The sequence below is a fragment of the Pseudoalteromonas sp. P1-8 genome (assembly GCF_001399985.1).
Classification (GTDB): domain Bacteria; phylum Pseudomonadota; class Gammaproteobacteria; order Enterobacterales; family Alteromonadaceae; genus Pseudoalteromonas.
This window is the reverse complement of sequence record NZ_LJSO01000004.1, coordinates 261,663-275,428: the sequence shown is the minus strand read 5'-3', so window position 1 is coordinate 275,428 and position 13,766 is coordinate 261,663. Positions and strand designations below refer to the sequence as shown.

12 protein-coding genes are annotated in these 13,766 nt (G+C 42.4%); 7 read left to right on the top strand and 5 right to left on the bottom strand.

Features of this window, described 5'->3' with window-relative positions; genetic code table 11:
* Positions 1 to 42: 42 nt before the first annotated feature.
* Complete coding sequence (gene putA / locus AN213_RS08130; protein WP_055198234.1) at positions 43 to 3,846, bottom strand: bifunctional proline dehydrogenase/L-glutamate gamma-semialdehyde dehydrogenase PutA; 3,804 nt, start codon at positions 3,844 to 3,846, stop codon at positions 43 to 45.
* 167 nt (positions 3,847 to 4,013) lie between these two features.
* On the opposite strand from putA, the gene AN213_RS08125 reads away from it, so the two are divergent.
* Entirely contained in the window at positions 4,014 to 4,496 is a 483-nt protein-coding gene (locus tag AN213_RS08125) for a winged helix-turn-helix transcriptional regulator (protein WP_054551119.1), read from the top strand.
* A 48-nt stretch (positions 4,497 to 4,544) separates the two neighbouring features.
* Here the strand turns inward: AN213_RS08125 and AN213_RS08120 are convergent, their stop codons facing one another.
* Complete coding sequence (locus tag AN213_RS08120) at positions 4,545 to 5,144, bottom strand: TIGR04211 family SH3 domain-containing protein (RefSeq protein WP_055198231.1); 600 nt, start codon at positions 5,142 to 5,144, stop codon at positions 4,545 to 4,547.
* A 213-nt stretch (positions 5,145 to 5,357) separates the two neighbouring features.
* Between AN213_RS08120 and AN213_RS08115 the strand changes: the two genes are divergently transcribed.
* The 3 genes from AN213_RS08115 to AN213_RS08105 all read left to right on the top strand — a co-directional run bounded on the left by AN213_RS08115 (position 5,358) and on the right by AN213_RS08105 (position 8,008).
* Positions 5,358 to 6,878 (top strand): CYTH and CHAD domain-containing protein, encoded by a 1,521-nt coding sequence (locus AN213_RS08115; RefSeq protein WP_054560917.1) that lies wholly within the window; start codon positions 5,358 to 5,360, stop codon positions 6,876 to 6,878.
* Positions 6,879 to 6,915: 37 nt separating this feature from the next.
* Complete coding sequence (locus AN213_RS08110; RefSeq protein WP_055021548.1) at positions 6,916 to 7,524, top strand: START domain-containing protein; 609 nt, start codon at positions 6,916 to 6,918, stop codon at positions 7,522 to 7,524.
* Between the two features lie 79 nt (positions 7,525 to 7,603).
* Entirely contained in the window at positions 7,604 to 8,008 is a 405-nt protein-coding gene (locus tag AN213_RS08105) for a diacylglycerol kinase (protein WP_055198229.1), read from the top strand.
* Between the two features lie 52 nt (positions 8,009 to 8,060).
* Here AN213_RS08105 and metK read toward each other — a convergent pair whose 3' ends face one another.
* Positions 8,061 to 9,212: a methionine adenosyltransferase gene (gene metK, locus AN213_RS08100; protein WP_055198227.1), complete on the bottom strand. Its 1,152-nt coding sequence runs from the start codon at positions 9,210 to 9,212 to the stop codon at positions 8,061 to 8,063.
* Between the two features lie 266 nt (positions 9,213 to 9,478).
* Between metK and tkt the strand changes: the two genes are divergently transcribed.
* Positions 9,479 to 11,470, top strand: coding sequence for a transketolase (tkt, locus tag AN213_RS08095; RefSeq protein ID WP_054560913.1), 1,992 nt, complete (start codon positions 9,479 to 9,481; stop codon positions 11,468 to 11,470).
* Positions 11,471 to 11,702: 232 nt separating this feature from the next.
* On the opposite strand, the gene AN213_RS08090 is transcribed toward tkt, so the two are convergent.
* Both AN213_RS08090 and AN213_RS08085 read right to left on the bottom strand, forming a co-directional pair.
* Complete coding sequence (locus AN213_RS08090) at positions 11,703 to 12,002, bottom strand: type II toxin-antitoxin system RelE/ParE family toxin (RefSeq protein ID WP_055198223.1); 300 nt, start codon at positions 12,000 to 12,002, stop codon at positions 11,703 to 11,705.
* Positions 11,999 to 12,241: a type II toxin-antitoxin system ParD family antitoxin gene (locus tag AN213_RS08085; protein WP_054560911.1), complete on the bottom strand. Its 243-nt coding sequence runs from the start codon at positions 12,239 to 12,241 to the stop codon at positions 11,999 to 12,001. The genes AN213_RS08090 and AN213_RS08085 overlap by 4 nt, the downstream gene beginning before the upstream one ends.
* A gap of 291 nt (positions 12,242 to 12,532) precedes the next feature.
* Between AN213_RS08085 and AN213_RS08080 the strand changes: the two genes are divergently transcribed.
* On the top strand, positions 12,533 to 12,844 hold the full coding sequence (locus AN213_RS08080; RefSeq protein WP_055198221.1) for a pyrimidine/purine nucleoside phosphorylase: 312 nt from the start codon (positions 12,533 to 12,535) through the stop codon (positions 12,842 to 12,844).
* A 182-nt stretch (positions 12,845 to 13,026) separates the two neighbouring features.
* On the top strand, positions 13,027 to 13,383 hold the full coding sequence (gene hpf / locus AN213_RS08075; RefSeq protein WP_054551132.1) for a ribosome hibernation-promoting factor, HPF/YfiA family: 357 nt from the start codon (positions 13,027 to 13,029) through the stop codon (positions 13,381 to 13,383).
* Positions 13,384 to 13,766: the final 383 nt, after the last annotated feature.

The window sequence follows — 13,766 nt, the reverse complement described above, 5'->3', positions numbered from 1 at the left end:
TTAATTAACTCAGGAAAGCTTAATTTCCTTTAATTTATACGATTACTCGTCGTCTTCAACCAAGGTCATTAGTGATGTGTTACCACCTGATGCGGTTGTATCAACACTGATTGTTTTCTCAGTGAGTAAGCGCTTGATTAGCGTGTCGTAGTACTCAGAGCTGATCACTGGCAGGATTGCACCTTTACGTTGTGCTAGCTGCTGGCTAAAGTAGCCTAAACGTGATGAACGAGCTGCAACAACCGCACCTGCAAGGTGAGGGTGCGCCAAGATAGCTTGTAACTGATTAGGTTTAGCAACTTGGAATACACCTTCAGCAATACCTGTTGAGATAAACTTATCTTTAAACGCAACCGCTTCGTCAAAGAATAACTCAGAAGCAACCGTGATTACTGTGTTACCAGCAGCAAGTGCTGTGATAATCGAAATTGCCCAGAAGTTAAATGACGTACTCTTATCAGCATAACAAACCACACAGCCACGAGGCTCTAAGTGAAGTGTGTTTGACTCACCCGTTGGTCCAGGTAACACAGTGTGCTTACGCATGTGTTTTTCAAGACGGTTAAGTTGCGCACGGGCATCAGCTAGCGTTAATGCTAAATCATCTGCAAGCTCGTCGATAATTTCTACAGTTGCTACTTTTGCAAGTAATTGACGTACAGCAGAAACTCGGTCGTTCAGTGGTGTTGCACGCCAGATTTTCTCGTCGCGTAATGAGTTATCCATTAGCGTAGCAACCTGCTCAGCTGCACCTGAATAGTGGTGAGTATCTAGCTCATCAGGTGTTAGGTTAGTCATTTGCACGTTATCTGGTGATGCTTTTTCTTTCACTAGACGTTGTAGGTAGTTAGGGCCACCCGCTTTAGGACCAGTACCAGATAAACCACGGCCACCGAAAGGTTGTACGCCAACAATCGCACCGATCATATTACGGTTGATGTAAACGTTACCTGCACGTGACATTTTCGCTAGGTATTCACAGCGCTCTTCGATACGCGAATGCACACCCATTGTTAAGCCAAAGCCTGTGCCATTGATTTGGTCAATCACGTTATCAAGCTCTGTGCCTTTAAAGCGGATGATATGTACACATGGGCCAAATACTTCGCGCTTAAGTACAGATAAATCTTTGATTTCGTATAAACGAGGCGCAAAGAAGTAAGCACCATTTTCATTGTTATCAGGAATAGCACACTCATAGTGAAGTGTTGCATTACCTTTTAAGTATTCAACATGGTCATTTAAATTTTTCAGTGCTTTTTCGTCGATAACAGGACCGATATCAGTTGAAAGCAATGACGGGTCGCCAACGTGAAGCTCTTTTAAAGCACCTTTGATCATCTCAATGATGCCATCAGCAACGTCTTCTTGTAAGAATAATACACGCAGTGCAGAACAGCGTTGACCAGCACTTTGGAAACCTGAACTGATCACATCGTCAACAACTTGCTCTGGTAGAGCGGTTGAGTCAACGATCATACAGTTTTGACCGCCTGTTTCAGCGATAAGCGGTACTTGAATATCATTACGCGCAGCAAGTGTTTGCGAAATAACAGTACCTGTTTCTGTAGAACCTGTGAACATAACAGCTTGAATGCGCTCATCAGGAACGATAGTTTTACCTACTTCGCTACCACGAGCAATAACAGGTTGTACAACGTGCTCTGGTAAACCTACAGATAGCATCAGTTCAATGGTGCGAAGTGCGATTAAGCTTGTTTGCTCAGCAGGTTTAGCAATAACTGTGTTACCAGTCACGATTGCTGCAGCTACTTGACCTAAGAAGATTGCAAGTGGGAAGTTCCATGGGCTGATACATAAGATCACCCCACGTGCTTCAAAGCGCTCATCTTCAGAAAGTTCTTCAGCGCGTGCCGCGTAGTAGCGGCAGAAATCCACTGCTTCACGAACTTCATCGATACCATCTTGGGTAATTTTACCAGCTTCTTTAATACAGATAGCAACAAGCTCATCGTGGTGACGTTCTAAGATGTCAGCAACACGACGTAATAAGTTTGCGCGCTCTTTAACAGGCGTTTGTGACCATGACTCAAATGCTTTTTCTGCATTTTCTAAAAGAGCTGTCATTTCGTCAGAAGATTGCAGCTTCACATGACCAATAATCTCTTTGTGATTTGCAGGGTTCTTCACAGGAAGAGAGCCTTCTGGCACATCGCTTAATTCAATGCGGTGCTCATCAAACCAGGTATCAAGGTTTTCTTTAAATGGTGTGATTACATTGATATCAGTTAAGTCCATGCCTTTTGAGTTAGCACGTTCTTCACCGTATAAATCAATTGGCATCTTGATTTGCGTGTTGTACTTGTTACGTAAACCTTGCAGTGTTTCTACAGGGTCAGGTAATAGTGATTCAACAGGCTTAGTGGTATCAACAATCGCATTTACGAATGATGAGTTAGCACCGTTTTCTAATAAACGACGTACTAAGTATGCAAGTAAGTCTTCGTGTTGACCCACTGGTGCGTAAACACGACATTGAATTTTCTCTTGGGTTACGATTTGGTCGAATAACGACTCACCCATACCGTGTAGGCGTTGGAATTCAAAACCTTCGTTATCACCTTTTGCAACTTCTAAGATTGTTGCTGCAGTGTAGGCATTGTGTGTAGCAAATTGCGGATACAGTACATCACGTGCTTCAAGTAATTTGATAGCACAAGCTTTATAAGAAACGTCAGTGGTCGCTTTACGTGTAAATACCGGGTAATGATCTAAACCATCTTGTTGAGTGGTTTTGATTTCTGTATCCCAGTATGCACCTTTGACAAGGCGAACCATTAGTTTACGACCAACGCGACGAGCAAGTTCTGCAACCCACTCAACGACAAAAATAGCGCGCTTTTGGTATGCTTGAACTGCTAAACCAAAGCCGTTCCAGTTACCTAAATCGTCATCACTGAATACCGCTTCAATAACATCTAAAGAAATATCTAAACGGTCAGCTTCTTCAGCATCAACAGTAAAACCGATATCGTAGCTTTTCGCTGCAAGCGCAAGCTCTTTTAACTTAGGTACAACTTCAGCAATAACACGTTCGCGGTGAGTGAATTCATAGCGAGGGTGAATCGCAGAAATTTTAACTGAGATACCAGGGCTCTTGATTGGTCCACGGCCATTTGCTGCTTTACCAATCGCGTGGATAGCTGTCATGTAGCTGTTGAAGTAACGCTCTGCATCTTTCATTGTGCGTGCGCCTTCACCTAGCATATCGTATGAGTAAACGTAGCCTTTTTGCTCTTTTTCTGCTGCACGTTCAATTGCTTCGTCGATAGTACGACCCATAACGAATTGCTTACCCATGATCTTCATCGCGAAGTTCACAGATTTACGAATAACAGGCTCACCTAAACGACCAATTGTTTTCTTAAGTACACCGAATTGCTGCTCTTTTGACTTGTCGCTGTAGTTAACCATTTTACCGGTTACTAACAGACCCCAAGAAGAGGCGTTTACAAATAAAGAATCGCTGCTACCTAAATGCGAGCTCCAGTCACCTTTAGCAAGTTTGTCACGAATTAGTGACTCTTGCGTTGCTTTATCTGGAACACGTAATAGTGCTTCTGCAAGACACATTAATACAACGCCTTCTTCACTTGAAAGTGAGAATTCATTTAATAGTGCATCTACACCGCTTTGACCATCCTGATCGCGACGGATATTTAAAACCATTTGACGAGCACGTTCCCACGCTCGGCTACGCGCTTTCACGCCTACTTCAGCCAAAGGCAAAATATGATCAATAACCGCATTTTCGTCAATACGGTAGAAATCACGGATCTTTTGTCTAATTGGACATTCAGTTGTCAAATCGCCATTAAATAGCATATGTAACCCTCTGGTATGTGGAGTCTAAAAAATGAACTAATTGCATTTCTTACCATTGATATAATTCGTGCATTCTAATTAAAATCCAGCAGAATATGCTGGTTAAATTTTTCGATTTACGATAATTTACAGGGCATACCGTTAACTTAGCCGCATAAAATTCTGTTATGACCAGTCCGAATAGATTACGCATGTTAGATCGCATCGATTTAGCAATTTTAGACGCTCTGCAAAAAAATGGCAGAATATCGAACGTAAACCTCGCAAAACAGGTAAATCTGAGCCCAAGCCCGTGTCTAGATCGTGTAAAACGTTTAGAGCAAGAAGGCTACATCGAAGGCTATTACGCAAAGCTTAGCGAAGCAAAGCTTAACCAGAGCTTGTTAGCACATGTACAGGTCTCGTTGGTGACCTCGAATACATCGGTATTTAAAGTCTTTCGTGAATATATTTTAAATATTCCACAAGTAGTTGAATGCGACATGGTTGCTGGTGGCTATGACTACTTATTAAAAGTACGTGTGTCTGATATGGACGAATACCGTCAGGTGCTGGGAGATTTAGTTGATATACCAGGGGTGGGTACGCATCACACCTATATGGTGATCGAAAAAATTAAACAAGATACCGGACTAAGGTTCGATATATAGATACAAAAAAAGCACCATCAGGTGCTTTTTTATTGACTATTTAGTGGCTTATGCCCAGCCGTCGTAACGTTTACGGCGAGATAACACCACGGTTAAGATAATACCTAACAGTAAGCCGATAAATGCAATTGCGCCGCCATATGTAAGTAGCTGACGCTTCTCTTTAGCACTGGCTGTTTGCTTTGCATTGCGCTCAGACTCAATGGTGTTCTTAAGTGTTTCGATTTGCTTGCTAAGAGCTAGGTTTTGCTCTGTTAGTGATTTGTTCTGCTCTTGTAGTTGTGGCAACTCAATTTCAGCTTGGCGAAGCTGCTCTTGCATTACCGTCATGTCGTTATTCAGTGCTTGAAATTGTTGTTGAATACCCGCGTTTTCAGTAATAAATTTTGACTCAACCCAACCTTCACGATCTTTATCATCACGAATTTTAAAGTAGCCATTATCCTCACCTGACAACAACACAACTTGTGTACCCGCATCAACTGAACCCAAAATGCGGTAGTTTTTGCTTGGGCCTGAGTGCATAAAGGTATACAGGTTATCGACTATGTAGGCGGTGTTTTGGCTGTCGCTGCTTGGTGCTTCTTCTGCGTAGCTAATAAAAGAGGTGGCCGCAAGGAGCAACCCAAAAATACACTGTTTTAACATCAATCTACCTTGTTAATGTGATCTTGCCTAGAAGTGGCTAAATTTATAATTTCTTTATGTATAGAGATAGTAGGGATTTCAACTATTAATAGCAAGGCTGATATTGTAATCCGTGCGTGGGCTTAACCGTAAAAAACAGGAAAAAATTTGCATTAACAGTCTGCTTTGTTTATTTTGATCACTTATTTATTTTAAATGTACTCCGCAAAGCGAATGGATACTGAGATAGAACTGAAGTTTTTGGTGTCAGATGCCGTTGTTCCACTGATCCCCGCATTAATTACCCAATTTGCAAAAACCGTTACTAACAAACCGTCACGCAATTTACAAAATGCTTATTACGATACGCCAAGCCGAGAATTACGCGCTTTAGATATTGGCCTTCGTACTCGCTGTTGTGATGGTGAGTGTGAACAAACTATCAAGCTTGCTGGCGAAGTGGTTGGCGGCTTACATCAGCGCCCAGAATACAACTTACCACTGTCAGGTAACCGCCCTGATTTACTCGCATTTGATGCTGCTATTTGGCCGCATGGCATGCAAGTGTCTGGTATTGCTGAAAACCTATACCCAATTTTTAGCACTAACTTTATACGCCGTACTTGGTTACTCGAAACCGAAAATGGCGCAAAAATTGAAGTGGTATTAGATAAAGGTGAAGTTGCTGCCTCGGGTCAGGTTGAGCCAATCTCTGAACTTGAAATCGAACTGATTGAAGGTAGTCGTAATGAGTTGTTTGCTTTGGCAGATAAACTGGTTAGTGAAAGCCATGTTCGCTTAGGGCTTTATTCTAAAGCTGCTCGAGGTTATCGTCTTGCAGATGACAAACCATTAAAAGCAAGCAAATCAATTGGCTTTGTGCCACTAAAACGTGGTGCAACCCAAGAACAAGCTTTAGTAGAAAGCATTAACTACGCGATTCGCTTTGTACAAAAACATGAAGCCTGCTATTTCATAAAACCAAGCTTAAAAACCCTTAAGCGTGTTACAGACGGTATTCGTTTAATTCGCCATACATTTTGGCTGTTTGACGATATTGTTAGTAAAGACGATACCGACTCATTGCGTACAGAGTTAAAGTGGTTATTGAGCGAATTAGCGTGGGTTGAAAATGCTATTCAGCTAAAAACCTACACATCTAAGCGCCACGCATACTACAAAAAAATCAACAGTGCGCCTGAGCTCACACAAGTTATTAATGACTTAAAAGAGTTACAGCCAAGCATTGATGATATTGAAACTCTTTTTCATAGCACCCGATACAACCGCTTATTATTACAATTAACAACCTGGTTAATTGAAAAACAGTGGCGCAAATCATGGGGGCAGGCTGAGTTTCAGGCTGCAGAAAAACCAGTTGCCGATATTGCTAAGCGTTTATTTGCTAAAGATTGGCACGACATGCACGAGCTTATTCCTGAGCAGCAAGTGTTTACAGATAAAGACTATTTGGCACTGCGCACCCGCCTTGAAAACTCATTACTCAGCGGCAACTGCTTAGGTGCCTTGTTCGATAAAGAAGATCGAAACGAGTTTCGTATGCCATGGGTTGATATCTCTCATGGTATTTATGAGTTAAGCACCCTTGAGTACTTAAAGCAGTTATGTGCAGGGCAAGACGACTTAGAGCTGACCAAAATTCAATCATGGCTTGATCAAAAGTCAGAGTTTCTGGTCAGTGCGATGGAGCAAAGTCGCCACGCGTCATTTAATACAGACCCTTATTGGTTTTAAATAAATGCGCTTGTGCCTATGGATAGGGTTAGCATGTTTGAGTCTCTCGGCAGTAGCTAACCCTATTGAATGGCAAACCTACAAACAGCAAGACGGCATAAAGGTTAGCTATAAAAAGCATAAAACCGGTATTATTGAAATTAATGCTTCTGTGCTAGTAAAAAATGCCAAAGCCAGTGACTTTATGGCATTACTCAGTGATACCGACAATGCTGCTAACTGGCTTGAAAATGTCAAAAGCGTGACCTTAATGGAGCGCTTAAGCCCCTCAGAAACCCTTGTTTATACTCATTTTAATTCACCTTGGCCGGTGTCAGATAGAGATTTAGTTAGTTACTCTTGTTATCACGCTTTAGATGAGCACAAAACCGAGTTACAAATCAAAAGCCAACCTTATGCAAAAGCCGAAGTCTCTGGCGTTGTGCGTATTAAAGACCTCACCGCCTATTGGCGTTTAGAGCAGCAACAAAGTAATTTGTTGGTCAGCCATCAAGCCTATGCTGATCCAAGTGGTTCAATTCCGCATTGGTTAAGTAACAAGGTATCGCTAAAAAGCGTTTATAAAACGCTACAAGCACTGAGAGAACAATTAACTAATAATCAGTTTTCCCGCGCAAACACCAGCAGTATTCCAGGTGATTGCTAGCGTTTAATCAAGCGTATTTGGGTGACAGAGTAAGAATTTATTATTATGATCAGGCTAATTCTGAGCGGGTAGGTAAAAAATGAAAGAACCAAAAATTCCCCTAGTTAATAAGCCAAATGGTATTGGCTTTGGGCGTATTTTAAAAGCAACCAAGTGTTCTATTAAAGGCTTTAAAGCGGCATTTAAAGAAGAGTCGGCATTTCGTTCTGAAATCTATTTAGGGGTGTGTTTATTACCCTCGTCAGTGGTTCTTGCGCAGTCATTAAATCATTGGTTAGTGTTGTTTATTCCTTACTTGTTATTATTAATTGTTGAGTTACTGAACTCGTCGATAGAAGCGCTCACTGACCGGGTAGGGATTGAGTATCATGTATTATCGGGACGAGCTAAAGATATGGCTTCTGCGGCAGTGACATTGAGCTTGCTAATTCTAGCCTTAGTTTGGGGTGTCGCAGTTTACGAAAAGATAGTTACCTACCTTTAAAACAGACATAAAAAAAGCGCCAAAAGGCGCTTTTTTCATTTTATCAAACCTATTACAGGCCAGCAGCTGCGCGAAGTGCGTCTGCTTTGTCTGTACGCTCCCAAGGGAACTCATCACGACCGAAGTGGCCGTATGCCGCAGTCGGTTGATAGATAGGACGCTCAAGATCAAGCATTTGGATTAAGCCGTAAGGGCGTAGGTCGAAGTGCTCACGTACTAATTCGATTAGACGCGCTTCTTCTAATTTACCTGTACCAAATGTCTCGATGCTGATAGACGTTGGCTCTGCAACACCGATAGCGTAAGAAACTTGTAGCTCACATTTGTCAGCAAGGCCAGCAGCAACCACGTTTTTAGCAACGTAACGAGCAGCATATGCAGCTGAACGGTCAACTTTTGATGGATCTTTACCAGAGAAAGCACCACCACCGTGACGAGCCATACCACCGTATGTATCAACGATGATTTTACGACCTGTAAGACCACAGTCACCCATTGGGCCACCGATTACGAAACGGCCAGTTGGGTTGATGAAGAACTTAGTTGCGCTTGAGATTAGCTCAGCAGGAAGAACCGGCTTAATGATAGTTTCCATTACCGCTTCAACTAAGTCGTTTTGTGAGATTGAATCACAGTGTTGAGTTGAAAGAACAACTGCATCAATACCAACAGGCTTGCCATCTTCGTATGCAAACGTTACTTGAGATTTTGCATCTGGGCGTAACCAGTTAAGCTCACCACTTTTACGAACTTCAGCTTGGCGCTGAACAAGACGGTGCGAATAAGTGATAGGTGCAGGCATTAAAACGTCAGTTTCATTACATGCGTAACCGAACATTAGACCTTGGTCACCAGCGCCTTGCTCTTCAGGGCGAGCACGGTCAACACCTTGGTTGATGTCTGGAGATTGTTTACCGATAGTGTTTAGGATTGCACAAGAGTCAGCATCGAAACCCATGTCTGAGTGCGTGTAACCGATTTCACGTACTGTTTTACGTGTGATTTCTTCGATATCAACCCAAGCGCTAGTTGTGATTTCACCACCAACCATCACCATACCGGTCTTAACGTAAGTCTCACATGCAACACGGGCATGAGAATCTTGTTCAAGGATAGCATCTAGAACCGCGTCAGAGATTTGGTCCGCGATTTTATCCGGATGACCTTCAGAAACAGATTCAGAAGTAAATAAATGTTTTGCCATTGTATTTCTGCTCACAAATATTGCGCTTCACAAACGTCGGTAATAGCGCTAAAAAATTAAGGGGCGTATTTTATCTAAAACAAATATGTTTGCATAGTAATTTTACGCCTAGACGTCTATTTAAAATTACTAATAACGTATTGTTCTTAACAAACGCCCATAATTGGTGCATTTAATGCGGATTTTTAATTGCACTGTACCCTTACAATAAGTAAGAATGGGGCTTCATAAACAACCAGCGCAAATACATAAAGGTAGGAGAATTCATGCCATCACGCAAAGAACTTGCAAATGCTATTCGCGTCTTATCAATGGACGCAGTACAACAGGCCAAATCTGGTCACCCTGGCGCCCCTATGGGCATGGCAGATATCGCAGAAGTACTATGGCGCGATTATCTAAAGCACAATCCAACGAATCCAGAGTGGGCAGACCGAGATCGATTTATTCTTTCTAACGGCCACGGTTCAATGCTGATCTATTCTCTACTGCACTTAAGTGGCTATGACTTACCACTAGAGGAAATTAAAAACTTCCGTCAAATGCACTCAAAAACACCAGGTCACCCAGAGTATGGGTATGCACCAGGTATTGAGACTACTACGGGTCCATTAGGTCAAGGGATCACAAATGCAGTGGGCATGGCAATTGCCGAAAAAGCGCTAGCTGCACAGTTTAACCGTGAAGGCCACGATATTGTTGATCACTTCACGTATGCATTCATGGGTGATGGCTGTTTAATGGAAGGTATTTCACACGAAGCCTGTTCATTAGCCGGTACATTAGGCCTAGGTAAACTAGTTGCGTTTTGGGATGACAACGGCATCTCAATTGATGGTGAAGTAGAAGGTTGGTTCAGCGATGACACACCAGCGCGCTTCAAAGCATACGGCTGGCACGTAGTAAGCGATGTTGATGGTCATAACCCAGATGCAATTCGCGCCGCTATCGAAGAAGCGCGTAGTATCACTGATAAGCCATCATTAATTTGTTGTAAAACAGTGATTGGTTACGGTTCACCTAACAAATCAGGTAGCCATGACTGTCACGGTGCGCCACTAGGTGAAGACGAAATTAAAGCATCTCGTGAATTCCTAGGTTGGACTGGCGATGCATTTGAAATCCCTGCTGATATCTACAGCGAGTGGGATGGCAAAGAAAAAGGTAAGCAACTAGAAGCAAGCTGGGACGAAAAGTTTGCAGCATACGCAAGTGCACACCCTGAACTTGCTGCTGAGTTTAAACGCCGTACAAATGGTGAGTTACCAGCTGATTGGGCTGAAAAGTCACAAGCTTACATTGAAGAGCTACAAGCAAACCCAGCAAACCCAGCAACACGTAAAGCATCACAAAATGCATTAAATGCGTTTGGCCCGTTACTACCAGAATTCATGGGTGGCTCTGCTGACCTTGCAGGTTCTAACTTAACACTTTGGGATGGCTCAAAAGGCCTAGAAGCAAACGATGCTAGCGGTAACTACATTTTCTACGGTGTACGTGAATTTGGTATGTCAGCGATTATGAATGGTATTGCATTGCACAAAGGCTTTATTCCATACGGTGCAACATTCCTAATGTTCATGGAATACGCACGTAACGCAGTACGTATGGCGGCATTAATGAAGCAGCCAAGCATCTTCGTTTACACACACGATTCAATTGGTTTAGGTGAGGATGGCCCAACGCACCAACCGGTAGAGCAAATTGCAAGCATGCGTTTAACGCCTAATCTAGTGAACTGGCGCCCATGTGACCAAGTTGAGTCAGCGATTGCATGGCAACAAGCAATTGAGCGTAAAGATGGCCCAACATCACTGATTTTCACTCGCCAAGGCCTTGAGCAACAAACGCGTACTGCACAGCAGTTAGCTGATGTGAAAAAAGGTGGTTACGTACTTAGCTGTGACGGTGAGCCAGAGCTTATCCTTATTGCAACAGGTTCTGAAGTACAGCTTGCACAAGATGCCGCTGCAGAACTGCGTTCACAAGGTAAAAAAGTACGTGTGGTATCTATGCCTTCAACTGATTTATTTGATGAGCAAGACGCTGCGTATAAAGAAAGCGTATTACCAGCAAGCGTAACACGCCGCGTAGCAATCGAAGCGGGCATCGCAGACTACTGGTACAAATACGTAGGCCTAAACGGCGCAGTAGTTGGTATGACGACCTTCGGTGAGTCAGCACCTGCAGGCGAGTTATTCAAGCACTTTGGTTTCACTGTTGAAAACATCGTAAACAAAGCAAACGCCTTGTTCTAAGCTTTAGTCGCTAAAATTTAAAAGCCCGCCCTGTATAACCACAGCGCGGGCTTTTTTATTCCCCCGTAGGTTGAGTAGAACGGAGTGAAACCCAACGCACTCAGAGCTGGTAGCTTTCAGCCATCAGCTGTCAGTTTTAAATACCTCACTGTAAGCGTGAAATTTATTTCGCGTGAAAGTTATGCTTTTTGATTGAATACCAGAAGCCAAATTTAAGTTTTTAAGATGAGGGTTATGCGCCAAAAATTGGATTCACATCCATACTTTTGTGGAGGATACGAATGATCTCGATATTTTGACTGCCGATTTGACGATAAAAGATTACGTGGCTTCCTTGTGGGAATTTCCTATAGCCATCGCGAATCTCGTCACAGGCTTTACCAATGTCAGGGTTTTCGGCTAACAGCCAGAATGAGTCATCAAATTGTTTTAGATAAATGTTTCGCTGTTCACGACCCCAGCGTCGAGAGGTAAACAAGGCTACATCTTTTAAATCAGATTTTGCCTTGTTAGTTAATTGAAAGGGCTTCATTTTCTTTCTTCGTTGTCTAACTCATTGATAAACGAATCAAGGTCATAATCCGCAACTCCACTATTTTCACCTTCAACAAGTAATTGGCGTAAAGTGTTCATTTTCGTCTCCTGGCTTTCAAGTAAACGTAAAGCGGAGCGTATGACTTCACTCGCCGAGCCATAGCGACCACTTTGAATTTGATTTGCTATAAAACTGTCAAAATGGTCACCCAAAGTAATACTAGTGTTTTTAGCCATGATTTAGCCCTTAATACCAATAGATACCTAATTATGGTATCAGTTGAGCTTGGATGCAAGGTATGTAACAAAGCGTTCAAGCCATATTTTTGAACTCAAACTAAAGTAAGAAGGATGTGCTTATCATGCTGATACTCGTGCTAAAGCACGACCTACCACAATTGCACCTTCGGCTTAAAACTGACAGCTTACAGCTATCCCGACTTGATTATTTCTCACCCAGCTCCCCTTGAATGCTAAACCGACAACTGGCACTGTCTGTAACTTAATAATAAAACAACAGGAGTGAGGATGTCTCAGTTTGATAATGTAAGTGTGCTGAAAAAAGCCAATGTGTATTTTGACGGTAAAGTGTCTAGCCGTTCTGTGGTATTTGCTGATGGCAGCACCAAGACGTTAGGCTTTATGCAACCGGGTGAGTTTGAGTTTGCTACGAGCAAAAAAGAGTTGATGGAGCTTAACGGTGGCAGTTGGCAAGTGCTATTACCCGGTGAGAGCGAATGGCAAACAATGCAAGCTGGAGAGTCATTTACCGTTGATGCAAATGTTACCTTTCTAGTAAAGGTCAGCGAATTTGCTGATTACTGTTGTTCGTATAGTTAATGAGCAGTTGTTAACCTCTCTGAAAAGCCCGTGTGATGCGGGCTTTTGCATATTTTATCCGCAACGCATGATCTAAATCATCTGTGGTTACAATCAATTACTAATTATCTGCAATTTTCGCTTGTGTTAATTCAATTCGCCCCCAATACTAACTGTGAGGTAACAAGAAAAAAGGATACCCTATGAAGATTAATATTTCTGGTCATCATGTTGACGTTACTGAGGCTGTTAGAGCTCATATCAACGAGAAGTTCTCGAAAATTGCTAGCCATTTTCCATCATTAATATCACTCGATATTATTCTTTCAAAAGAACACAATAAGTATCAGGCTGAGATTAGTACAACCTATGAAGGCGCACGTTTATCAGTAAAAGCTGAAGATGATGTGATGTACCCAGCTATCGCAGGTGCTGCAAAAAAACTTGATGCATCACTAAAACATCGTAAAGGGCAAATGAAAGCGAAACTACACGAAAAGCCGGTCAGTACTACACCGGAAATTGCCCACGAAATCATTCAGGAAATGAACCTGAGCTAATCACAGAGCACTAGCCTAAGCGGCTAGACTTAAAACTAAATCTGAAAAAGCCAACCGTTGCGAAACGCTTGGCTTTTTTGGTTTTAATATTTAACTATTAGCCGTCAGCCGTCAGCCGTCAGCCGTCAGCCGTCAGATTGAAGTTCTAAAAGTTAGCGAGTTACTAGGGGAAAGAGTAAAGTTAGTGAGTTAGAAAGAGTAAAGGGGAAAGTTTGCGATATACGAGACGTAGGAGGCGTTTTAACGCCGAATAAAAATGGAGATATTAGATATCAGTCGTTAGAAGTCAGATTAAATAAACAACGGCTTGACAAAAGTGGTAGGCAGTCTAGTGTTGCTAACTTGCTAACTTGCTAACTTGCTAACTTGCTAACTTGCTAACT